Below are 22,701 nucleotides of genomic sequence, written 5' to 3' on the forward strand. Positions count from 1 at the left end.
CTAGGTCGGCGTGGCGCGGGCCGGATCGCTGCGCTGTGCTCGCGAGGACGGAGACCGTTGCCAGCAGGGCTCGACGAGGCGGACAATGCGCGCGGATCCGCCGGCGCAGAATCGCGGATTGGCCCCATCGAAGGTCACGCCATGGCCCACTTCATCGACGCCCGCTCCACCCTGGTCAACGACGCCGTCGACGGCCTCGTCGCCGCGAGCGGCGGACGCCTGGCACGGCTCGACGGCGACCCGGGCATCCGCGTCGTCCTCCGCGCCGCTCCGGATCCCGGGAAGGTCGCGGTCATCTCCGGCGGCGGCTCCGGCCACGAGCCGGCCCATGCGGGCTTCGTGGGACCGGGCCTGCTCAGCGCCGCTGTCTGCGGCGACGTCTTCGCCTCGCCGAGCGTCGACGCGGTGCTGGCCGGGATCCTCGCGGTGACGGGGCCGGCGGGGTGCCTGCTCGTCATCAAGAACTACGCGGGCGACCGGCTGAATTTCGGCCTCGCCGCCGAGCGCGCCCGGGCGCTGGGCCACAGGGTCGAGACCGTGATCGTCGCGGACGACATCGCGCTGCCGGACGCCAAGCAGCCGCGCGGCGTCGCCGGGACGCTGTTCGTCCACAAGGTGGCGGGTCACGCCGCGCAGGCCGGGGAACCGCTCGAGACCGTGGCGTCGCTCGCCCGCCGGGCGGCCGGGGCGGCGAAGTCGCTCGGCATCGCGGTCTCCACCTGCACGATCCCCGGCTCGCCGCGCAGCGAGCGGCTGGCGGAGGGACAGGCCGAGCTCGGCCTCGGCATCCACGGCGAGCCCGGCGCGGAGCGCATCGCGCTGCCGAAGGCCAGCGACCTCGCCGAGCTGATGGCCGAGCGTCTCGCGCGGGCCGTCGAAGGTGCGGACCGGCTGGCGCTGCTCGTGAACAATCTCGGCTCCGCCTCCGCGCTCGAGATGCAGGTCCTCACCCGCGCCGTGCTCGCCACCGACCTGGGGCGGCGCGTCCGCCTGCTGCTCGGGCCCGCGCCGCTGATGACGGCGCTCGACATGCACGGTGCCTCGCTGTCGGTCCTGCCGCTCGACGACGCGCTGGAGCGCGCCCTGTCGGAGCCCGTCCCGGTCCCGGCCTGGCCCGCGGCGGTGCCGGTCGCGCCGCCGATCCTCCGGCCGGTGCCCGAGGGACTCGCGGGCGAGGCCTTCGTGCCGTCGCAAGACGCCGTCACCGCCGCGCGGATCCGAGCCGTCGCCGAGGCCCTGATCGGGACCGAGGACACCCTGAACGGCCTCGATGCCAAGGTCGGGGACGGCGATGCCGGCACGACCTTCGCGGGCGCGGCGCGGGCCGTCCTGGCCGATCTGGACCGGCTGCCGCAGGCCGAGCCGGCCGCCCTGTGCCGGGCGCTCGCCGAGCGGATCGGGCGCGCGGTCGGCGGATCGAGCGGCGTGCTCGGCTCGATCTTCTTCGCCGCGACGGCCTCGGCCCTCGCCGACGGCGCCGTGTGGCCCGAGGCTCTCGGGCAGGGCGTGGCGCGCGTCCAGGGTTACGGCGGCGCCCGGGCCGGCGACCGCACCCTGCTCGACGCCCTGATTCCCGCCGTCGAGGCCCTGAAGGGCGGCGACCTCGCGGCCGCCGCGGCGGCGGCCCGGGCCGGCGCCGAGGCCACGGCCGGCATGGATCGCGCCGGCGCGGGCCGCTCCAGCTACCTGGCCGCCAAGGACCTCGCCGGTGTCCAGGATCCCGGCGCCGCCGGCGTCGCGGCGGCGTTCGCGGCCCTGGCCGGGGCGTAGGCGCCGGGCGCCGCGCGCCGTCACCCGGCATCCGTTGAGGCTCCACCCGTCGAGGCCTACCCCATCCCCATGCGCACTGGCCTGATCCTTGACGATTACCAGCAGGCGGCCCTCGCGCTCGCGGACTGGGCGCGCCTCTCCGACCGCGTCGCGGTCTCCGCGATCAGCCAGCACATCCCGAATCCGGACGACCTCGTGGCGCGGATCGCGCAGGCCGAGATCCTCGTGATCATGCGGGAGCGGACGCCGTTCCCGGCGGCTCTGCTGGAAAGGCTGCCGCGGCTGGAACTCCTCGTCACCAGCGGCATGCGCAACCTCGCCATCGACCTCGCGGCGGCCCGCGCGCGCAACGTCGTCGTCTGCGGCACCGATTCCAGCCCGACGCCGCCGACGGAGCTGACCTGGGCGCTGATCCTCGGACTGGCCCGACACGTGGCGCCGGAGAGCCTGACCCTGCGCGCGGGCGGCCCCTGGCAGAGCACGATCGGGACCGACCTCGCCGGCGCGACCCTCGGCGTTCTGGGCCTGGGGAAGATCGGGACGCGGGTGGCCGAGATCGGGCGCGCCTTCGGCATGCGGGTGATCGCCTGGAGCCCGAACCTCGACGATGGCCGCGCAGCAGCCGCCGGGGTGGAGCGGGCGGCCTCGAAGGAAGCCCTGCTGGAGGCGAGCGACGTCGTCACGATCCACCTCGTGCTGGGCGACCGGACCCGCGGCCTCCTGGGCGCGGCCGAGCTGCGCCGCATGCGCCGCGACGCGTTTCTCGTGAACACCTCGCGCGCGCCGATCATCGATCAGGCCGCCCTGGTCCAGGCGCTGGAGGAGGGCTGGATCGCCGGCGCGGGCCTCGACGTGTTCGAGACCGAGCCGCTGCCGGCCGACAGCCCGTTCCGGCGCCTGCCGAACGTGCTGGCGCTGCCGCATCTCGGCTACGTGTCGCGCAACAACTACCGGACCTTCTTCACCCAGGCGGTGGAGGACATCGAGGCCTGGCTCGCCGGCGCCCCGATCCGGCAACTGGGCTGACGTCGCGGAGCTTGCCGGCCCCGGACTCAGTCCCGGCGGGGGTCCAGCGCGTCCGCGAGGCCGTCGCCGATCAGGTTGAGCGCCACCAGGGTCGCGATCAGGAACGCGGCCGGGGCCGCGAGCAGGTGCGGCGCCGCCTCGATGGAGCGGGCGCCCTCGGCGATCAGGACGCCCCAGCTGGTCTGCGGCTCCTGCACGCCGAGCCCGAGGAACGACAGGAAGCTCTCCAGCAGGATCACCTGCGGCACCAGCAGCGTCGCGGTCACGGCCACCGGGCCCAGGGTGTTCGGCACGATGTGCCGGAGGATGATCCGGGGTGTTCCGAGGCCGAGCGCCCGGGCGGCGCGGACGAAGTCGCGCTCGCGCAGCGACAGGGTCACGGCGCGCACCACCCGGGCCATGTCGAGCCACTCCACCGCGGCGATCGCCACCAGCATGAGCAGCAGGCTCGGGCGGAAGAAGACCAGCAGCAGGATCACGAAGAACACGAAGGGGAGGGCGTAGAGCACGTCGACGGCGCGCATCATCACGGCGTCGACGGCGCCCCCGACGAAGCCCGCAATCGCCCCGTAAGCGACGCCGATGAGCAGGGCGACGAGGCTGGCCGCGAGCCCGATCGCCAGCGAGATCCGGCCGGCGACGAGGCAGCGGGTCAGCAGGTCGCGACCCTGGATGTCGGTGCCGAGGGGGAAGTGCAGGCGTCGGACCGGCACCGCCACGACGAGCCCGCGGCCGCCGTCCCGCTCTTCCGCGACGGTCGGGGTCCCGAACAGAGCCGAGCGCGGAAGGTAGACGAGGCTACGCCGGTCGACGCCGGCGTCGGAGCCGAGGGTGAGCCGCAACGTGTCGCCGTCGCGCTCGACCGCGTCGAGCCGCGCGCGCATGCGGAAGGCCAGACGCTCGAGCGCCGGCCGGAGACGCGCGGCGTCGGGCTGCGCGGTGAGGCCGGCCGGGAGCTGGCGCAGGTCCGGATAGGCGCGCTCAGGATCGTGGCCGGTGAGGCCCGGGCCGATCAGGCAGGCGAGGGCGATCAGGACCAGCACGGCGAGCGCCGCCACGGCGGTCCGCTCCCGCGCGAACCGGAGGGCGGCGCGCCGGGCCGGCGCCGTGGAAACCGCCGTCACGCCGCCACCCGGAGGCGCGGGTCGAGCCACGCGCAGGCGAGGTCGGCGGCGAGGTTGAGCAGGATCACCAGCCCGGCGACGAGCAGGACCGTGCCCATCACCAGCGTGTAGTCGCGGTTGAGCGCGCCCTCGACGAAGTACCGCCCGATCCCCGGAAGCCCGAAGATCGTCTCCACCACCACCGAGCCGGTGAGCAGGGCCGCCGCCAGCGGTCCGAGATAGGCGACCACCGGCAGCAGCGCCCCCCGCAGGGCGTGCCGGGTGACGCGGGCCGGCGGCAGGCCGAGGCTGCGCATGGTGCGGACCGGCTGCGTCCGCAGGGCCTCGGCCAGCGAGGTCCGGGTCAGGCGGGCCAGGGCGCCGACCTGCGGCAGGGCCAGCGTCACCACCGGCAGGACGAGGTGGCTCGGGGCACCGTCGTTCCAGCCGCCGAGCGGCAGCCAGCGCAGGGTCAGGCCGAAGGCGATCTGCAGCAGGGGCGCGACGACGAAGCTCGGCAGCGAGAGGGTCAGGGCGGCCCCGACGCCGAGCAGCCGGTCGACGAGCCCGCCGCGCCGGAGCGCCGCCGCGATCCCGATCCCGACGCCGAGCGCGGTGGCGAGGGCGAGGGCGAGGGCGCCCAGCGTCGCCGAGACCGGCAGGCCCCGCGCGATCAGGCCGAGGACGCTCTGGTCGCGGAACGAGAAGGACGGACCGAGGTCGCCCCGCGCCAGCGCCGCGAGGTAGCTGCCGAACTGCGCGATCAGAGGCCGGTCGAGGCCGTAGACCCGGCGCAGGTTCTCCATGGCGGCGGGCGCCAGCGGCCGCTCCAGGTCGAACGGGCCCCCCGGGGCGAGGCGCATCAGGAAGAAGCTGACGGTCACCACGGCGAGCAGCGTCGGCACCGCCTGGAGGAGGCGGCGCAGGATGAAGCGGATCACGCGTCGAGCCTCATGAAGCGGGTCGGCGCGGCGTTGCGCAGGTTCGGGTGGTAGCCGTGCAGCCGCGGCGCGATCAGCGCCTTGGAGCGGTAGTGCATCAGCGGGATCCACGGCAGCTCGCGCAGGGCGATCGTCTCGGCGTCGTAGAGCAGGCCGGCCCGGCGGGTGAGGTCGCGCTCGGTGGCGGCCCGCGCCATCAGGGCGTCGTAGGCGGCGTCCGACCAGTGGCCGGCGTTCATGCCGTCATTCCCGCTCTGAAGCAGGAACAGGAAGTTCTGCGGATCGGAATAGTCGGCGATCCAGCTGTAGCGGGCGACGTCGAAGTCGCCGCCGTCGCGCAGGTAGGCGAAATGCGTCTTCGCGTCCGTGTAGACGTAGCGCGTCACGATCCCGAGGTCGCGCCACATCTCGCCGAGCGCCACCGCGATGGTGCGGTTGTTGTCGCTGATATTGAACCGGTACTCCACCGTGAGTGGCCGGTCCGGGCCGAAGCCTGCCTCCGCGAGCAGCCGGCGCGCCTCCGCCTCGTGGTCGATCGGCAGGCCGAGGCGGCCCTCGGTCTCGGGGGGCGTGCGGTAATTGTCGAGGCCGGGCGGGCACAGGGAGTAGGCCGGGCTCATGGTGCCGCCGTTGAGGCCCTCGGCGAGGTACTCGCGGTCGATCACGAGCGACAGCGCCCGGCGGACGCGCCGATCCGAGAACGGCGCCTTGCGGGTGTTCACCACCAGCGCCGCGAGCCCCAGCGAGGGGCCGAGCACCACCTGCGGCCCGAAGCGGCGGCGCAGGTCGGCGATCTGGTCGACGGGCAGGTCGGAGAGGGAGTCGATCTCCCCGGCGGCGTAGCGGCGCACCGCGGCGGCGATGTCGGGCGTCGGCAGGAAGGCGACGCGCCGGATCGCGAGGCTCGCGGCGTCCGGATGGTGCGGGTTGACCTCCAGCGTGATCACGCCGCCCGGAACGCGGTCGGCGAGCCGGTAGGGTCCGTTGGTCACGAGGTTTCCCGGCCGAGTGAAGCTGTCGCCGTAGCGCTCCACCGAGGCGCGGTGGACCGGAAGCGCGGTCTGGTGGGTCAGGAGTTCCAGGATGTAGGGCGTCGGCTGTTCAAGCGTGATCGCGAGCCGGAGCGGCGCCTCGGCGGCGACGCCGAGGGCGTCGGCCGGCGTCTCGCCGCGGTTCACGGCGGCGGCGTTGCGGATCGGGAACAGGATCTCGGCGTATTTCGCCGCCGTGGCCGGGTCGAGCATTCGGCGGAACGCGTAGACGAAGTCGTTCGCTGTGACCGGCTCGCCGTTCGACCAGCGGCCGTCGGGGCGCAGGTCGAAATGCAGGCTCACCCCGTCCTCGGAGACCGACCAGGCGCGCGCCGCGCCCGGGATGATCGTGCCCCGGTTGTCGTAGGTGAGCAGCCCGTCGCAGAGATCGCGCAGGATGTGCGCCTCCGCGACCGTGGACGAGCGGTGCGGGTCCAGCGTCTCGGGATCGGCGTCGTTGCCGCGGCGGTAGAGCGCGTCGGCCGCGCGGGCGGGCCGCACGGCCGCGAGGGCGAACGCGCCGGCCAGCCAGTCGCGCCGGCGCGGGCGCACGGTCAGGCGCCGGTATCCGGCTTCAGGCCGGCCGCCGCGATTCCCGCCACCGCGCAGATCTCGTCGTTGTCGGAGGTGTCCCCGGAGATGCCGACCGCGCCGAGAAGGCGTCCCTCACCGGAGCGGATCAGCACGCCGCCCGGCACCGGCACGAGGGCGTCAGGCCCGGCGAGGTGCGTCACGGCGGCGACGAAGTAGGGCTGCTGCTCCGCCCGCGCGTGGATCGCCCGGGAGCCGAGGCCCAGCGCCAGGGCCCCGTTGGCCTTGCCGCTCGCGATCTCGGCCCGGCGCAGGGACGTGCCGTCCTCGACCGCGACCGCCTTCAGCGCGCCGCGGGCATCGTAGACGACGACAGCGAGGGGCTTGAGGTTGCGGGCGCGCGCCTCCCGCAGGGCGGTGTCGACGACGGTGCGGGCGGCCTCGAGGGTCAGGTCGATCATCGGATTCCAACACGGACGCCGCTCCGGGCGGCGCCGCCATCCTTACGGACGGGGGCGCGCCGGGTCCACCGACGCGGGCCGCCTCGTCCTCCGACACCCGACCTCGTCGGTCTGCAACCGGCGCGAGCTCGGCCCGCCGGCCTGCGAGCGCCTGCGCGCCGGTGTCCCGCGAGCCCGCTAACGGATCACGCCGGTCGCGCGGCCGGCAGGCGGATGATGCTCGCCAGGAACGCGTCGTAGCCGGCCGCCACCGCCTCCGGCCGCTCGAAATGCGGGAACGCGCCGGTCGGCAGGGTGTCGACGCGCCAGTTCGGCCGGTCGGCGACCCGCGGCACCAGCCGGTAGTCGACGAAGTCGCCGCGCTCCCCGTGCACCATCCAGACCGGGAGGCGCAGGCGCTCGTAGAGGCGGGTCGCGTCGGTGGGGAACAGGTGGCCCGCGATGAAGCAGAACGGGGCGTGCTCGGCGCCGGGCTGGTGAGCCGAGGCGTGATCGTAGGCGAGCAGACCCTCGTCGATCTCGGAGGAGCCGAAGGTCTTCTCCAGGAAGAACCGCATGCTCGGCCGCGTGACCAGCGCGTCGAAGAGCGGCCGGCCGAGCGGAGGGCGGTCGAGGACGCGGAGCAGCCAGTCGCGGCCGCGATGGCCGTCCGGCGGACCCTCCCCGGAGAGCCGGGCGTCGAACCCCGTCGGGCTCACCAGCGCGAGGCTGCGATAGGCGTCGGACCGCTCCAGGCTCGCCCGCGCCAGGAACGAGCACGAGAGCGACAGGGCGAGGGCGTCGATCGTCCAGCCGCCGTGCCGGCTCCGGATCTCGTCGACCGCCGCGTGGATCGCCTCCACCATCAGGCGCGGCGTGTAGCGGCGGCGCGAGCGCTCCGAGAAGCCGAACCCCGGGAGTTCCAGGGCGTAGACCGGGCGCGTGCCGCGGTAGCGCAGGTACAGCGGCCGGACCTCATAGGCGTTGGCCGCCGCGTTGATCGAGTGGATCAGCAGGAGCGGCACGCCCTCGGCCTCAGCGGAGCCGTAGAGCGACAGCGCGCCGGCGCGGCGGGTTCGGATCCGCTCGTGGCGGCCCGGCAGGGCAGGCGGCAGGGTCATCCGCCGGTCCACGGCCAGCGCGCTCCATCCGACCAGCGCCGCCGCCGATCCGGCGAGCGTCAGGGCCGCCGCGGTCGCGGCGCGACCGGTGCGGTGGCGGGACACGGAACTCATCGGAACACCTCGACGTCCTTCCCGCGGCGGCGGGCCGTGGCCGACAACGCCGGGCCCGCGGGGAAGTGCCCGTCCGGACGCTACGAGGCGTGGCCGGCGAGGCTGCCGGCATTCACCGCCGGGGCCCGGCTCGCCGGCCGCGCCGGCGCGTCGCCCCGGCCCGCGGCCTCGCGCAGGAAATCCACCGTCGGCGCGTCGTTGAGCCAGCCCTGGACGCGCTGCGAGATCAGGAGCTTCCGCTCGCGCCGGTCGTAGTTCGCGTAGGAGGCGGCGACGAATTCGGGCCGGCTCATCGTGCGCGCGGGGCCGGACCGGCGCGTCTCCGCCTTGAAGAACAGGGCGCTGCCGGGCACGCCGTAATGCTGGGCGATCTCCGGATAGACCGGCCAGCTGCCCTGGCCGCCGAGATCGTCCGGGAGGAACGCGTCGAGGTCGCATTCCTCGAAGGGCACGCCGGCCCGGGTCAGCAGGCCGCGGGCGAGGTCGGCCACCACGTAGAGCTTCGTGTGGTTGATCGAGTGCATGAAGCAGCCCCGACGCGCCCAGCGCGTGAGGTGCGTGTCGAGATCGTACCCGGCCTGGACGCCGAGGCCGCGCAGGTACGCGACCGACTCGTCCCAGAGATTGAAGTATCCGAGGCGCTCGAAGACCGGCTCGGAGAACAGCCGCAGCGCCTGCGCCTGCGAGAAGCCCGACAGGTAGGCGAACAGCGTGATCGCCGAGTGCGAGTGCCCCATCGGACCCGAGATCAGGCCGTTCAGCGTGACGTGATCCTGAACGCCCACGTGGACGAGGTCGGGATGGTAGGCGCTGAACACGATGGTCGGGATCAGCCGGACCTTCGGGTGCGTCCGCAGCGTGTCGATCGAGCCGCCGCCCTTGAACTTGGGCAGGTAGATGCTGGTGAAGACGTGGTCGTAGCCGTCCGCGTGCGCCATCAGGTCGGCGAGCCGCGGGAACCGGCGGGACGCCGTGAACGCCGAGACGAAATCCACCTGCGCGTGCGGCAGCAGGTAGCGCATCGTCTTGGCGATGGATCCGGCCTGGCAGACCCCGATCACGAGGATGCGCGGCGATCCGGTACGCTTCTTCCCGAACTGCGCGAGCCGGTGCCGCGCGCGCCAGAGGCTATCGACGGTCAACATCCGGCCTCTCTCGCATGTCCGCGGGCCGCGGGCAAACACCGCACCCGTGCGGATCCCGCGGGCCGGGACCGCCGATCGCGCCCATCGGGAGGAGCCCCCTCGCGGTGCCGACCGTCGGACGGACTGCGCGACCCGCGCGGCGGAACCGCAGCTCACGGCGACGCGCGCCGCCTGTGGATCGCCCGGGCTCGAAAGCACGCGCTCGGGGATCTCCGATTATTCGGAGCACCGCCCGCCATCTCTGAAAAGAGCGGAAGCAACGCGTACAGCGGACCGCCGAATTCCTACGATGTCGCCACGATATAAAGTCCAAGAAAGTCTGTCACGGAGACGATTCAACTTGCGCGCCATTGACAGAGTCAAGTCGTTGGATACAAATCCGATTCAACGAAGCATGAAGCTCGCGGACTGGGCGCTCGCGGTCATGAGGACCGGCAGGCCCCCCTGATGACCGAGGTGGATCCCCTCTCTCGCCGTGACTCCGCGTCAGCGGCTGCTCCGACGGGCGCGGGGCGCTTCCGACCAACCTGCCTGGACAACGGGCCACGGTCCGAGCCGCTCGGACGGCGCAGCCGCGGCATGCCCGCGGTGGCGCCCCTCCGCATCGCCGCGACGGTCGTCGATCCACGCCCGCATGGCCGTCGGCAACCGGTCGTTGCGCGGGCGACGGCGCTGCGCGGGTCGGAGGCCGGGTTCCGCATCGGGTCGAAAGCTGGAGACTGCGCGATGGATTACGTACCTCCGATGGCCGCGATCGCGGCGGCCGCACAGAAGGCGCCGCCCGGCGAGGCGACCGTGCTTACCCCGGCGCGCGACGTGAATCCCGTCGCGGCGCCGGATCCGCGGTCGATCTACACGCTCACGCCGGAGGCGGCCGGGGCCGTCTTCGCGCTCGTCGAGAACCGCATCCAGGTGATCGACGCCGCGCTCGACGTGACCGACCGGCGGGGTACGCAGGTCGCTGCCGCCGCGATGGCGACGGCCACGGCGACGACCCCGGTCGTATCGCCGGAGACGACGAAGACGATCGGCGCCGCCAATCGCAACTGGAGCGAGGATGTCCGGTTGGATCACAGCCCGTCCCGGCTCGTCGGCGCCGACACGGTCGTGGCGTACGACAGCCCGCGGGTCACGGCGGCCTGGAGCCTGGCCTTTCCGGACGTGCCCGGCCGGCGGTTCCGGGCCGTGCAATTGCCGGGACCGAGCCTCCGCTCCGTCCTGCACGAGGCGGAGGCCGGTTTGGACGACACGGGGAGCGACATCTACCTGCTCTGCAACAGCGCGCATTTCGAGACAATCCGCCAAGCCCATCCGCGCACCCACATCAACTGGATCAACGTCGACAACGACGAGATCGTCGTCGTCTGGCGGAAGCCGTCCGAGGCGGGCTAGCGACAGGCCCGACCGGCTCGGGGTGGCCGCGATCGCGACCGGACCAGGGCTACCCCGCCCGGACGAACGGGAGCCCGGCGGGACCGCCCGATCAGAGCGTCGGCAGCACCGCGCGCAGGTGGGCGGCGAAGGCGCGGGTCAGCGGCGCGGCGTGCGCCTCGTCCAGGCGGATCGTCAGGCCGATCCGCGGCAGCGCGGGCAGGCCGCTGCCGCGGCTCAGGATGCGCAGGTCGGGCGGGACCGCGGCCCGGGTGAGGACCGCGACCGCCTGGGCGGAGCGCGCCACCGCCAGCAGTCCGGACAGGCTGCCGCTCGCGTAGGCGATCCGGTACGCGCGCCCGCCGGCGTCGAGCGCGGCCCGCGCCGCCCGGTGGTCCAGCGTGTCGGGGTCGCCGAGCGCGAGCGGCAACGGGTCGGGCCACGGCGCTTCGGCGCCGCGCGGCGCCACCCAGACGAGGTCCTCGCGCCGCAGGATTTCCCGCCCGGCCGCCAGCGGGACCGAGACGAGGGCCAGATCGAGCCCGCCGCGGGCGAGCCGCTCCTCCAGACGGGGCGTCGCGCCGCAGACCACCTCGATCGCCGCGTCGGGATGCAGGTGCGCGAAGCCGCGCAGCAGAGTGGGGAGGAAGGCCTGCGCGTAATCGTCCGGGCAGCCGAACCTGAGCGTGCCGTTGAGGCGGCCGCCGGACAGTTCCGCCACCGCGTCGTCGTGCGAGGCCAGGATCCGGCGCGCGTGGACGAGGAGCCGCTCGCCCTGCACCGTGAGCACCACCCCGCGCCCGGTCCGGCGCAGCAGCGGCTGCGCGACCAGATCCTCCAGTCGCTTCATCTGCATGCTGAGGGCGGCCTGGCTGCGCCCGACCCGCTCCGCGGCCCGGCTCAGCGCGCCCGTCTCCGCCACCGTGGCGAAGCTGCGCAGGAGGTCGATGTCGAGGCTCTGGGCCATCAGGATCGCTGAACCCTCGGTTCAGAACTATAAGCTTCTCTGGGGTTGCGGGCGGTCCTAGCATGGCGGGGCCTGCCACGGGACCCGGATCGATGACGACGCGGAACGACGACCCCGACTTCTGGACGCGCGTGCGCCGGCACCTCGTGCGCTACGGCGGCGCCTTCGCGCCGGTCATCATCGAGCGGGCGGAGGGCAGCTTCGTCTACGACGCGGACGGCCGGAAGATCCTCGACTTCACCTCCGGCCAGATGAGCGCGATCCTGGGTCACGGGCATCCCGAGATCGCCGCCGTCGTCGCCGACCACGTCGGGCGCCTGGACCACCTGTTCAGCGGCATGCTGAGCCGGCCGGTGGTCGACCTCGCGACCGCGCTGGCCGGCCTCGCCCCCGGCGGGCTGGAGCGCGCGCTTCTCCTGACCACCGGCGCCGAGGCCAACGAGGCCGCCCTGCGCATGGCCAAGCTCGCCACAGGCGGCTGGGAGATCGTCAGCTTCGCGCAGTCGTGGCACGGCATGACGGCGGGGGCCGCTTCGGCCACCTACAGCGCCGGCCGCAAGGGCTACGGCCCGGCCCCGGTCGGATCCTTCGCGATTCCCGCCCCGAACGCCTACCGCCCGACCTTCGCGCGGGACGGGGCCGCCGACTGGCAGACCGAGCTCGACTACGCCTTCGCGCTGGTGGATCGGCAGTCGACCGGCAATCTCGCCGCCTTCCTGGCGGAGCCGATCCTCAGCTCCGGCGGCATCCTCGAACTCCCGCCCGGCTACCTCGCGGCGCTCAAGCGCAAGTGCACCGAGCGGGGCATGCTGCTGATCCTCGACGAGGCCCAGACCGGCATCGGCCGCACCGGCCTGATGTTCGCCTGCGAGCGCGACGGGGTGGTGCCCGACATCCTGACCCTGTCGAAGACCCTGGGCGCCGGCCTGCCCCTCGCGGCGGTCCTGACCACGCCGGAGATCGAGGATCTCTGCCACGCCCGCGGCTTCCTGTTCTACACCACGCACGTCTCCGACCCGCTTCCCGCCGCGGTCGGCCTCAAGGTGCTGGAGATCGTCCGGCGCGACGGCTTGGTCGGCCGGGCCGAGGCGGCCGGCGCGCGGCTCGCGGCGCGGCTGCGGGCGCTGCAGCAGCGCTTCGCCTGCATCGGCAACGTGCGCGGGCGCGGCCTCCTGCAGGGCATGGAGATCGTGGCCGACCGGGACACGAAGGTGCCGGCCCCGGAACTCGGCGACGCGATCACGCGGCGCTGCCTCGAACTCGGGCTGAGCATGAACATCGTGCAGCTGCCCGGCATGGGCGGCGTGTTCCGCATCGCCCCGCCGCTGACCGCCACCGACGCGGAGATCGACCTCGGCGTCAACATCCTGGAGCGGGCGATCGAAGGTGCGGTCTGAGGCGGCCGCCGCGCCGGTCGCCCGCGCCGGCCGGCCCGCGCGCTCGGCCGAGTCGCGCGGGCCGCCGCGTCACGCCGCCTCGATCTCGGTGCTGACCGTCAGCCACTCCTCCTCGGCGGCGGCGAGCGCGGTCGCGGCGTCCGACCGCATCTTGGCGATCTCGCCGGCCTTGGCGGCGTTTTCCCGGAACGCGGACCCGTCCTCCAGGGCCGCGTCGATCTTCTGGATTGCCGCGGTCAGCTTGGCCATCCGCGCCTCGATGGCCTCCAGCCGCTTGCGCAGGGGCGCCAGGGCCGCGCGGCGCTCGACGCCGGCGCGGCGCGCCTCGGCCTTCTGGCCGCCGGACGGCTCGGACTCGCGCTCCGACTCCCGCTCGGGCCCCGACAGGACGAAGCGCCGGTAATCGTCCATGTCGCCGTCGAAAGTCTTCACCGTGCCGTCCGCGACCAGCCAGAGCCGGTCGGCGCAGGCCTCGACGAGGAACCGGTCGTGCGAGACGAGGATGACGGCGCCCTCGTAGTCGTTGATCGCCTCCACGAGGGCCTGCCGGCTCTCGATGTCGAGGTGGTTGGTCGGCTCGTCGAGGATCAGGAGGTGCGGGCCGTGGAAGGCGGCGAGCCCCATGAGCAGGCGCGCCTTCTCGCCGCCCGACAGCTTCTCGACCGGCGTGTCGGCCTTGTTGGCGCCGAATCCGAGCCGCGCCGTCGCGCTGCGGACCTTCGCCTCGGGGACATCCGGCATCAGGGTCCGGACATGCGCGTAGGCGCTCTCGGCGGGGCGCAGCTCGTCGAGCTGGTGCTGGGCGAAGTAGGCGACCTCCATCTTGGAGGAGCGCTTCACCTCACCGGCGACCGGCCCGAGCCGGCCGCCGATCAGCTTGCAGAAGGTCGACTTGCCGTTGCCGTTCGCGCCCAGCAGCGCGACCCGGTCGTCCGGCGCGAGGCTGAGGTCGAGGCCGGTCAGGACGATCCGCTCCCCGTAGCCGGCCTTGACGCGCTCCATGGCGACGATCGGCGGCGACAGCGGCTTCTCCGGGCTCGGCAGGTGGATCACCGGCACGTCGTCCTCGAGGAGCGCGGCGATCGGCTCCATCTTGGCGAGCCGCTTCATCCGCGACTGGGCCTGCCGCGCCTTGGTGGCCTTGGCCTTGAAGCGGTCGATGAAGCTCTGCAGGTGCGCGCGCTCGGCATCCTGCTTGGCCTTCGCCTTGGCCTGGAGAACGCGCTTCTCCGAGAGCTGCTTGGCGAAGCTGGTGTAGCCGCCGCGGTAGATCGCCAGCTTGCCGCGGTCGAGGTGCAGGATGTGGTCGACGCTGGTGTCGAGCAGGTCGCGGTCGTGGCTGATGATGATCGCGGTGCGCGGGTAGCGTTCCAGGTAATCGTACAGCCAGAGCGTGCCCTCGATGTCGAGGTAGTTGGTCGGCTCGTCGAGGAGCAGCAGGTCCGGCTCCGAGAACAGGACGGCGGCGAGCGCCACGCGCATCCGCCAGCCGCCGGAGAAGTCCGCGCAGGGCCGCGCCTGGGCCGCCGCGTCGAAGCCCAGCCCGTGCAGGATCGCGGCGGCCCGGGCCGGCGCCGAGTGGGCGCCGATATCCACGAGCCGCGTCTCGATCTCGGCCCGGCGCAGACCGTCCGCGTGCTCGGCCTCCGCCATCAGGCGGGCGCGCTCCGTGTCGGCGGCGAGCACGACCGCGTGCAGCGTCTCCGGTCCTGCCGGCGCCTCCTGGGCGACGGCGCCGATTCGCATGCCCTTGGGCAGCGCCACCGACTTCGCGTCGACCGGGAGGTCGCCGAGAATGGCCTTGAACAGGGTGGTCTTGCCGGCCCCGTTGCGCCCGACCAGCCCGACGCGGGCGCCTTCCGGGATCGTGAAGCTCGCGGAATCGAGAATCAGACGGTCGCCGATGCGGTAGGTGAGGTCGTTGACGCGCAGCATGCCGGCGTTCTGGAGGTCCGGACGCCGCGAGGCAAGCGCCGCCGTCGCGCGGGCAGGTCGGCGTCCCCGTGTCGCCCCCCGACACAACGCGACGCCTATTTTAAGCTTGAAACATCAGCTTCGGCTGTCGGATTTTTAACGGAATGCCGTCAAACCTGTGGCGAGTGCTGCGCAAATAGACGCTGATAGTGCGTTCATCGGCTCTAGAACGTCGGCACGCGAGCCGGAAAAGCGCCCGGGCGGGGGCGAGCCACAGGGGGGAATCTTGGGCCAGACCCTGATCCTGACCGACGATGTCGAGCGCGCCGAGAGGCTCGCGCGCAATCTCGGCGGCGTCACGCCCGTTGTGCTGCACGACCTCTACGGCGACGCCGTCCCGCCGCGGGGGGCGGGGCTGATCATCAGCGACGTCAGCGCGCTGACCTCCGAATCCGTGCGCCGGCTGCGCCAGGCGCTGTTCACCGCGCGCGGGCCCGGCATCCCGTTCCTGGCCCTGATCCACGGCAACCTCGGCCGCGGCGAGATCCAGGCCACCGCCCTCGGCGCGACCCGCGCGATGCCGGCCGCCGCGGTCAGCGCCATGCTGCTGAACGCGGTCGCGACCCTGATCGGCACCGCCAAGGCCCCGCCGCAGACCGGCAACTGGCAGGAGCAGGTGAACGAGGCCCGCTCGGCCTTCGTCAGCCTGTTCCGCGCCGATCAGGCGCCCCCGGCCGCGCTGGTCGAGAACGGCGCCGACTTGGTCAACCAGGCGATCCGCGAGGCCAAGGTGTCCGAATGGCTCAGGGTCGTAGCGAGCTTCGACGACGTCACGCACCGCCACTGCCTGAGCGTGGCCGGGATCGCGGCCGAGTTCGCGCGCGTCCTGGGGCTCAACGAGGCGGATTCCCGCTACCTCGTCAAAGGCGCGCTACTCCACGACATCGGGAAGGCCAAGATCCCCCTCGCGATCCTGAACAAGCCCGCGCCGCTGACGCCGACGGAGCGCGCCGAGATGGCTCGCCACCCGGCGCTCGGACACGAGATGCTGCTCACGGGCGACTACGACGCGCTGACCCTGTCGGTGGTCCGCTCGCACCACGAGTATCTCGACGGGTCGGGCTATCCGGACGGGCTGCGCGGGCAGCAGATCCCCGACCTCGTCCGCCTGATCACCATCGCCGACATCTTCGCCGCGCTGATCGAGGCGCGCCCCTACAAGGCGCCGAAGGCCCCGCGCGAGGCCTACGCCATCCTCGAATCGATGAGGGCGAAGCTCGATGCCGACCTCGTCCGCGCCTTCGGAGCGGTCGCGGTCGCCTGCGAGACGCCCCGCCGCGCCTCCGCCTGAACCCGACCCTCAGACGAGTTCCCAGGCCTTGCCGTCCCGCATCAGGGCGGTGACGAGGGCATGGTTCAGCTCGTGCCCCGTGTGGAACGCCGAGATCCGGCCCTCGACCGGGTGGCCCGCCAGCGCGAGGTCGCCGACGAGGTCGAGGATGCGGTGGCGAACCGGCTCGCCGGGGACGCGCATCCCGCCCAGCACGTGCCCGCGCACCAGCAGCGCTGCCGAGCGGGGTGAGACGCCCTGCAGGAAGTCGTTCCGCATCAGGTAGCCGTAGGCGCGGCCCGCCATGGCCCGCGCGTAGCGCCCGAAGCTGCGCGCCGGCGCGATCTCCCGCTCGAAGGATTCCGGCGTGATCGCGCCCGACCAGTCGATCGATCCGAAATGCGCCAGCGCGACGTGGCCGGTGATGTGCAGGCCCGGGCCCGGCTCGATCTCGAGGCGGCGCCGCCCGTTCTCGACCGCCACCGTGCGCAGCAGGCGGATCACCCGGCAGGGCAGGCTCTGCTCGCGCCGACCCGCGGTCCGTATCGCCTCACACCAGGGCGTCGCGCTCCCGTCGAAGATCGGCAACTCGTCGGCGTCGATCTCGGCCAGTACGTTGTCGATCCGCAGCGCGCTGAGCGAGGCCATCAGGTGCTCGATCGTGCGCACGAGGACGCCGTCGCGTCGCAGCGCCGAGGAGAGCGGCTGCGATTCCCGGTAGTGCCAGTGGGCGGGCACGTCGACCGCCCGTCCGTCCTTCAGGTGGCGGCGGAAGACGATGCCGTGGCCGGCCGGGGCGGGGCTGACGCGGACCGTGGCGTGCCGCCCGGAATGGAGGCTGCGGCCCGAACGCTCGAAGGGGCGCGCAAGTGTCGCCTGCTGGCGGGGACCGGTGGAGGATGTCGAGCGCGGGAAAGGTACGTCTTGATGCATCGATACTGCCCGCCTCGGCGGGCCAGGAATTTAGCCCTGATACCTGATCCACGCTAATAAACTCCTGTTCATCGGGACGCGGCTTGACCGCCCCGCCCGCGACCGTCACGATTGCGGCGCCCGATCGATCCAGCACCGCCCCGGCGGGGCGCGGCTTCACTGTGCGGGCTGCTCCCGTCCCCAGATCTGCTGGCCGGCCCCCGTCAGGGCAGGGACGGAGGCCGGAGTTGAGGGAACACGATCGATGGCGCGGTTGGGGACAATACCTTTCTTCAAGGATCCCGGCATCGAGCTCAGTCCCTACGAGCCCCGCTGCCACTGGCGCCGCTTCGACGAGAACGAGGTCCTCGTCGACTTCGACGATATCTCCACCGACGTGTACTTCATCGCCTCCGGCGAGGTCCGCATCCTGAACCGGACCCAGTCCGGCAAGGAAGTCATCCTGGGCGAGATGCGGGGCGGGGCCTTCTTCGGCGAGCTCGCCGCCATCGACGGGATCGGCCGCTCGGCCAACGTCACGGCGCTGACCCGCGGCGAGGTCTGCGTGGTGCCGGCGCCGGTCTTCCGGCAGATCGTGTTCGCCTCCGAGGCGATCGCCGACCGGCTGTTCCGGCTCCTGGCCAAGCGCGTGCGCGAGCTGAACACGCGGCTCATGGAGCACGCCCTGCTCGACCTGAAGCACCGGCTCTACGCCGAGCTGCTCCGCCTCTCCGTGCCCCGGGCCGGCACGGCGGGCGAGCGGGTGGTCTCGCCGCCGCCCTACCACCACGTCCTCGCCGCGCGGATCGGCTGCCGCCGCGAGCAGGTGACCCGGGAGTTCACCGCGATGGCGGCGGAGGGACTGGTCGACCGCACCCGCGGCGCCCTGGTCCTGCGCCGGCCGGACCTCCTGGAAGCGCGCGTGGCCGAGGCGCTGCGCGAGGATTCCTGATCCGTTGTCCGAGGGGCCTGCGCCGCGCCTGCGGCTGGAGGAGCTGACCAAGCGCTTCGGCACGCATCGGGCCGTCGACGCCGTGGCCCTCGACCTCGAGGCGGGGGAGTTCTTCTGCCTGCTCGGCCCGTCCGGATGCGGCAAGAGCACACTCCTGCGCATGATCGCGGGCTTCGAGAGCCCGACCTCGGGACGGATCCTGCTGGGCGCGCAGGACCTGACCGCGCTGCCGCCCCATCGGCGGCCGGTCAACATGATGTTCCAGTCCTACGCCCTGTTCCCGCACATGAGCGTGGCCGGTAATATCGGATACGGACTGAAGGGCCTCGGCCGTTCCGCCTCGGCGGAGCGCGTGTCGGAACTGCTCAAGCTCGTGCGCCTGGACGGGTTCGGCGACCGTCGCCCGGAGACGCTCTCGGGCGGCCAGCGGCAGCGGGTCGCCCTGGCCCGGGCGCTCGCCCGGGAGCCGAAGCTGCTGCTGCTCGACGAGCCGCTCGGCGCGCTCGACCGCGGCCTGCGCGAGGAGACCCAGGGCGAGCTGCGCGCGGTCCAGCGCCGCCTCGGCACCGCCTTCGTCGTCGTCACGCACGATCCCGAGGAGGCGATGATGCTCGCCGACCGGATCGGCGTCATGGAAGCGGGCCGCCTGATCCAGGTCGGGCCGCCGGCCGATCTCTACCGGCGCCCGGCGAGCCGCTTCGTCGCCGGCCTGCTCGGCGACGTGAACCTCATCCCCGGTCGCATCGGCGCCGGAGGCGCCGACACGGTCCGCACGGTCGAGACCGCCCACGGTCCCGTGCGGGGCGTCGCGGAGGCCGCGCTCGCGGAAGGGGCCGCGGTCGTGGTGGCGGTGCGGCCCGAGGACGTGGTGCTGGGCGCGGAAGGGCTGCCGGTGGTCGTCGCCGACGCCGTGTTCCTGGGCGACCGGGTGCGCCGGACGCTGCGCCTGCCCGACGGCGCCACGCTGCGGGCGAGCGGGCGGCCCGCGGAGGCCACCGCGGCGCCGGGCTCGGACGCACGGGCCAGCTTCCCCGCCGACATCGCCGTGATCCTGCCGGCATGAGGGCCGCCGGAGCGGAGGCCGACCGCGCGACCGGGCGAACGGAGGCCGGGTCCGCGCGCGCCCGCAAGCGCGGCCGGATGTTCGACCGCTTGGCGCGCCTGCCGCCCTTCCTGTGGCTGGCGGCGTTCTTCCTGCTGCCCTTCGTCATCACCCTGAAGATCAGCCTCTCGGAGCCGGCGACGGCGATCCCGCCCTACCTGCCGCTGCTCGACTGGCGCGGCGGGCTCGACGGCTGGTCGGCCTTCCTCGAGGCCCTGAACTTCGACAATTACCTTACGCTCGCCGCCGACCCCCTCTACCGCGACGCCGCCCTGGGCTCCCTGACCTACGCGGGCGTCGCCAGCCTGATCCTCGTCGCCCTCGGGACGCCGCTCGCCTACGCCCTGGCGCGGGCGCCGTCCCGCTGGCAGCCGCTCCTCGTGGCGCTGGTGATCGTGCCGTTCTGGACGAGCTTCCTGATCCGCATCTACGCCTGGATCGCGATCCTGAAGCCCGAGGGCCTGCTCAACCTCGCCCTGCGCCGGCTCGGCCTGATCGACGCGCCGCTGACGATCCTCAACACCGACGCGGCGGTGATCGTCGGTCTCGTCTACGCCTACCTGCCCTTCATGGTGCTGCCGCTCTACGCGGTGATGAACCGCCTCGACCCGACCCTGCGCGAGGCCGCGGCGGATCTCGGCGCCTCGCCGACCCGGGTGTTCTGGACCGTGACCGTGCCGCTCAGCCTGCCCGGGATCGCGGCCGGCGCGGGGCTCTGCTTCATCCCGATGGTCGGCGAGTTCGTGATCCCCGACCTGCTCGGCGGGTCGGAGACGCTGATGCTCGGCCGGGTGCTCTGGAGCGAGTTCTTCTCGAACCGCGACTGGCCGCTGGCCGCGGCGGTCGCCGTGCTGATCCTCGCCATCGTCATCGGACCGGTGGTGCTGTTCCGGGACAGCCTGCGCGCGGGCGAGGGCGAGGCGCCGTGAGCTGGGTGACCCGCACCGCCCTGATGGCCGGCCTGGGCTTCCTCTACGGGCCGATCGCGGTGCTGATCGTGTACTCGTTCAACGCCTCGCCGATGGTGACGGTCTGGGGCGGGTTCTCGACCCGCTGGTACGGCGCCCTGCTCGCCGACGCGCCGCTCCTGTCGGCCGCCTGGGTCTCCCTGAAGGTCGCTTTCCTCGCGAGCCTGCTCGCCACGATCCTGGGGACGCTGGCCGCGCTCGCCCTGGAGCGGCAGGGCCGCTTCCGCGGTCGCGCCCTGTTCACGGGTCTCGTCTTCGGGCCGATCGTGATGCCGGAGGTGATGATCGGGCTGTCGCTCCTGCTCATGTTCATCGGGATCGGGCTGGACCGCGGCCTCCTGACGATCGTCATCGCGCACACGACCTTCTGCACCGGGTTCGTGGCGGTGGTGGTCGGCGCGCGCCTGCGCGGCCTCGACCGGTCCCTCGAGGAGGCCGCGGCCGACCTCGGGGCGGCGCCGGCGCGCGTGCTGATGACCGTGACGCTGCCGCTGCTCGCGCCCGCCCTCGCGGCCGGCGCGCTCCTCGCCTTCACCCTGTCGCTCGACGACCTGGTGATCGCGAGCTTCGTCTCCGGCCCGGGCTCCACCACCCTGCCGATGCGGCTCTACAGCCAGGTCCGGCTCGGCGTGAATCCGGAGATCAACGCGGCCTCGACCCTCCTCGTCGGGTTGGTGAGCGTCGCGGTGCTGCTGGCGTCCTGGCTGACCGCCCGCCGCGGACAGGGCTGAGCGGCGTCACTCCGCGGCCTGCGCGGCGGTCGCGCCCGCGCGCACCATCTGCGCCACGGCGACCGTCACGACGACGTTCACCACCAGCGCCACAATGCCGACATTCACGTCCTGGAGCGGCCCCAGGACCGGCAGCTTCGCGAGGCTGAACCCGGAGAGGACCGTCGCCGCCACGGTGGCCACGCCCGCGACGATGCCGGCGATCGCGGCCCGGCGGTCGAGGGGATTGCGGCGCATCAGGCTGGTGATGAAGCACGGGAAGAGCTGCGTCACGAAGTTGTAGCCCATGAGCAAGAGCTGCACGATCGTGTCGCCGCCCGACAGGGTGAAGCCGACGCAGACCAGCGCCAGCACCGGCACGAGGATCTTGCACAGCCGCACGGTCGCGGCGTCGTCCATGCCGGGGCGCAGCGGGCGGACGAGGTTGTTGGCCACCAGGGTGACGCCTGCGATCAGGATCATGGAGCCCGGGACGAGGGCGGTCAGCACCCCCGTGGCGCCGATCAGCCCGATGACCCAGGGCGGGAAGGTCGCGAGGGCGAGCTTGAACAGCGAGAGGTCGACGTCGGGCCCCGTCAGGCCCGGCACCTGCATCACGGCGGTGAAGCCGATCACGAACACGAACAGGTTGATCAGCTGGTAGATCGGCAGGATCACGGCGTTGCGGCGGAAGGCGCCGGGCTCCCGCGCCGTGTAGAGCGACGCGAAGGTGTGGGGCCACATGTAGCCGCCGAGCGCGGTCAGCAGGACCGTGGTGGTGAACCAGGTCGGGCTCTGGCCGCGGTCGGGCAGGGCCAGGAAGCCGGGCTTCGCCGCCTCGATCGCCGTGAACAGGCCCTCGTAGCCGCCGTAATAGTGGACTGGCAGGTAGATCCCGAGGAACACCACCACGAACAGGATGCTGGTGTCCTTGATCACGGCCGTCCAGGCGGAGCCGTGCACGCCCGACACCACGACGTAGGCGGTGAGCGCGGCCGCGCCGATCCAGAGCGCGGTCGTCGACGAGATCGCGCCGTAGGACGCCGTCGAGACGATGATCCCGAGGCCCTTGAACTGCAGCACGAGGTAGGGGACGAGGGCGACGATCCCCACGAGCGCCACCAGCATGCCGAGCGCGCGGCTGCCGTACTTGCGCGCGAAGAAGTCGGGCTGCGTGTAGAGGTTGTGCTGCTTGGCGTAGCGCCAGACCGGGGGCAGCAGCCAGTACGAGGTGACGTAGGCGAGCGTCAGGTAGCAGAGGATGTAGTAGGCGGGGCCGCCCTTGCCGTAGGCGATGCCGGAGCCGCCGAGGAACGTGAAAGTCGTGTAGATCTCCCCGGCCATCAGCAGGAAGACCAGGGCGGTGCCGAAGCCGCGGCCGCCGACAGTCCACTGCTCCAGCCCCATCTCGCGGCCCAGCCGCGCGTAGAGGCCGAGCCCGATCGCCAGCGCGAAGCCGGCCGCCACGATGACGAGCGCGATGCTCATCGGGGATCCTCCGGCGCGCGGTTCTGAGGGTCGGTCAGGTAGATCACCCCCATCACGACCGAGGTTCCGATCACGCAGAACACCAGCCAGGCGAGGAGCAGCGGCAATCCGAACACGAAGGGCTCGACCCGGTTCAGGAAGAACGGGCCGACCAGGATGCCGAGGAAGGGCAGGGCGGCCAGCCACCGCAGATTTCGCATGCGCGATACCGTTCAGAAGGCCCCGATATCGCGGGTTGAATCAGTCACGGACCGCTGTCAACGCCGCGAGCGCCCGACGGCGCTCATCCCGATCACGTCTGCGTGCTGTGCGCTCGCGCACGCGGCCGCGCTCCGGGCGCGCATATCCTCAGCGCAGCGTCGTGCCGT

Annotated in this window: 20 protein-coding genes; 9 read left to right on the forward strand and 11 right to left on the reverse strand. The window is 72.9% G+C overall.

Annotation, left to right across the window (positions count from 1 at the left end; genetic code table 11):
- Positions 1-141 precede the first annotated feature (141 nt).
- Together ACLBYG_RS09400 and ACLBYG_RS09405 are read left to right on the forward strand one after the other, a co-directional pair.
- Positions 142-1,770: a dihydroxyacetone kinase subunit DhaK gene (locus ACLBYG_RS09400; protein WP_447681302.1), complete on the forward strand. Its 1,629-nt coding sequence runs from the start codon at positions 142-144 to the stop codon at positions 1,768-1,770.
- Positions 1,771-1,839: 69 nt separating this feature from the next.
- On the forward strand, positions 1,840-2,796 hold the full coding sequence (locus ACLBYG_RS09405) for a D-2-hydroxyacid dehydrogenase family protein (RefSeq protein ID WP_207904120.1): 957 nt from the start codon (positions 1,840-1,842) through the stop codon (positions 2,794-2,796).
- A 26-nt stretch (positions 2,797-2,822) separates the two neighbouring features.
- On the opposite strand, the gene ACLBYG_RS09410 is transcribed toward ACLBYG_RS09405, so the two are convergent.
- The 6 genes from ACLBYG_RS09410 to ACLBYG_RS09435 all read right to left on the reverse strand — a co-directional run bounded on the left by ACLBYG_RS09410 (position 2,823) and on the right by ACLBYG_RS09435 (position 9,222).
- On the reverse strand, positions 2,823-3,920 hold the full coding sequence (locus tag ACLBYG_RS09410) for an ABC transporter permease (protein ID WP_447681303.1): 1,098 nt from the start codon (positions 3,918-3,920) through the stop codon (positions 2,823-2,825).
- A complete protein-coding gene (locus ACLBYG_RS09415) occupies positions 3,917-4,840 on the reverse strand; it encodes an ABC transporter permease (protein ID WP_042669623.1) in 924 nt (307 codons plus the stop codon). Before ACLBYG_RS09415 ends, ACLBYG_RS09410 begins: the two co-directional genes overlap by 4 nt.
- Positions 4,837-6,423: a peptide ABC transporter substrate-binding protein gene (locus tag ACLBYG_RS09420; protein ID WP_447681304.1), complete on the reverse strand. Its 1,587-nt coding sequence runs from the start codon at positions 6,421-6,423 to the stop codon at positions 4,837-4,839. Before ACLBYG_RS09420 ends, ACLBYG_RS09415 begins: the two co-directional genes overlap by 4 nt.
- 2 nt (positions 6,424-6,425) lie before the next feature.
- A complete protein-coding gene (locus tag ACLBYG_RS09425) occupies positions 6,426-6,863 on the reverse strand; it encodes a GlcG/HbpS family heme-binding protein (RefSeq protein WP_056528495.1) in 438 nt (145 codons plus the stop codon).
- Between the two features lie 185 nt (positions 6,864-7,048).
- On the reverse strand, positions 7,049-8,077 hold the full coding sequence (locus ACLBYG_RS09430) for an alpha/beta fold hydrolase (protein ID WP_447681305.1): 1,029 nt from the start codon (positions 8,075-8,077) through the stop codon (positions 7,049-7,051).
- A gap of 80 nt (positions 8,078-8,157) precedes the next feature.
- Positions 8,158-9,222, reverse strand: coding sequence for a WcbI family polysaccharide biosynthesis putative acetyltransferase (locus ACLBYG_RS09435; protein WP_020091925.1), 1,065 nt, complete (start codon positions 9,220-9,222; stop codon positions 8,158-8,160).
- A gap of 726 nt (positions 9,223-9,948) precedes the next feature.
- Between ACLBYG_RS09435 and ACLBYG_RS09440 the strand changes: the two genes are divergently transcribed.
- Positions 9,949-10,614, forward strand: coding sequence for a hypothetical protein (locus ACLBYG_RS09440; protein WP_447681306.1), 666 nt, complete (start codon positions 9,949-9,951; stop codon positions 10,612-10,614).
- 91 nt (positions 10,615-10,705) lie between these two features.
- Here ACLBYG_RS09440 and ACLBYG_RS09445 read toward each other — a convergent pair whose 3' ends face one another.
- Positions 10,706-11,560, reverse strand: coding sequence for a LysR substrate-binding domain-containing protein (locus ACLBYG_RS09445; RefSeq protein ID WP_447681307.1), 855 nt, complete (start codon positions 11,558-11,560; stop codon positions 10,706-10,708).
- Positions 11,561-11,652: 92 nt separating this feature from the next.
- Between ACLBYG_RS09445 and ACLBYG_RS09450 the strand changes: the two genes are divergently transcribed.
- A complete protein-coding gene (locus tag ACLBYG_RS09450; RefSeq protein WP_447681308.1) occupies positions 11,653-12,957 on the forward strand; it encodes an aspartate aminotransferase family protein in 1,305 nt (434 codons plus the stop codon).
- Positions 12,958-13,026: 69 nt separating this feature from the next.
- Here the strand turns inward: ACLBYG_RS09450 and ACLBYG_RS09455 are convergent, their stop codons facing one another.
- Positions 13,027-14,892, reverse strand: a complete 1,866-nt coding sequence (locus tag ACLBYG_RS09455) for an ABC-F family ATP-binding cassette domain-containing protein (protein ID WP_447681309.1) — start codon at positions 14,890-14,892, stop codon at positions 13,027-13,029.
- Between the two features lie 265 nt (positions 14,893-15,157).
- On the opposite strand from ACLBYG_RS09455, the gene ACLBYG_RS09460 reads away from it, so the two are divergent.
- Positions 15,158-16,222, forward strand: coding sequence for an HD-GYP domain-containing protein (locus ACLBYG_RS09460; protein WP_447681310.1), 1,065 nt, complete (start codon positions 15,158-15,160; stop codon positions 16,220-16,222).
- A gap of 9 nt (positions 16,223-16,231) precedes the next feature.
- Here ACLBYG_RS09460 and ACLBYG_RS09465 read toward each other — a convergent pair whose 3' ends face one another.
- Complete coding sequence (locus ACLBYG_RS09465) at positions 16,232-17,134, reverse strand: UDP-3-O-acyl N-acetylglycosamine deacetylase (protein ID WP_447681311.1); 903 nt, start codon at positions 17,132-17,134, stop codon at positions 16,232-16,234.
- A 244-nt stretch (positions 17,135-17,378) separates the two neighbouring features.
- On the opposite strand from ACLBYG_RS09465, the gene ACLBYG_RS09470 reads away from it, so the two are divergent.
- From ACLBYG_RS09470 to ACLBYG_RS09485, 4 genes are all read left to right on the forward strand, one after another.
- Positions 17,379-18,065, forward strand: coding sequence for a Crp/Fnr family transcriptional regulator (locus tag ACLBYG_RS09470; RefSeq protein ID WP_026604752.1), 687 nt, complete (start codon positions 17,379-17,381; stop codon positions 18,063-18,065).
- A gap of 4 nt (positions 18,066-18,069) precedes the next feature.
- A complete protein-coding gene (locus ACLBYG_RS09475) occupies positions 18,070-19,128 on the forward strand; it encodes an ABC transporter ATP-binding protein (protein WP_447681312.1) in 1,059 nt (352 codons plus the stop codon).
- Between the two features lie 77 nt (positions 19,129-19,205).
- On the forward strand, positions 19,206-20,096 hold the full coding sequence (locus ACLBYG_RS09480) for an ABC transporter permease (RefSeq protein WP_447681448.1): 891 nt from the start codon (positions 19,206-19,208) through the stop codon (positions 20,094-20,096).
- Complete coding sequence (locus ACLBYG_RS09485) at positions 20,093-20,866, forward strand: ABC transporter permease subunit (protein ID WP_447681313.1); 774 nt, start codon at positions 20,093-20,095, stop codon at positions 20,864-20,866. Before ACLBYG_RS09480 ends, ACLBYG_RS09485 begins: the two co-directional genes overlap by 4 nt.
- A 6-nt stretch (positions 20,867-20,872) precedes the next feature.
- On the opposite strand, the gene ACLBYG_RS09490 is transcribed toward ACLBYG_RS09485, so the two are convergent.
- A complete protein-coding gene (locus ACLBYG_RS09490) occupies positions 20,873-22,333 on the reverse strand; it encodes a sodium:solute symporter family protein (RefSeq protein ID WP_447681314.1) in 1,461 nt (486 codons plus the stop codon).
- A complete protein-coding gene (locus ACLBYG_RS09495; RefSeq protein WP_042673517.1) occupies positions 22,330-22,533 on the reverse strand; it encodes a DUF3311 domain-containing protein in 204 nt (67 codons plus the stop codon). Before ACLBYG_RS09495 ends, ACLBYG_RS09490 begins: the two co-directional genes overlap by 4 nt.
- Positions 22,534-22,701: the final 168 nt, after the last annotated feature.

The sequence above is a fragment of the Methylobacterium sp. D53M genome, from assembly GCF_053345625.1.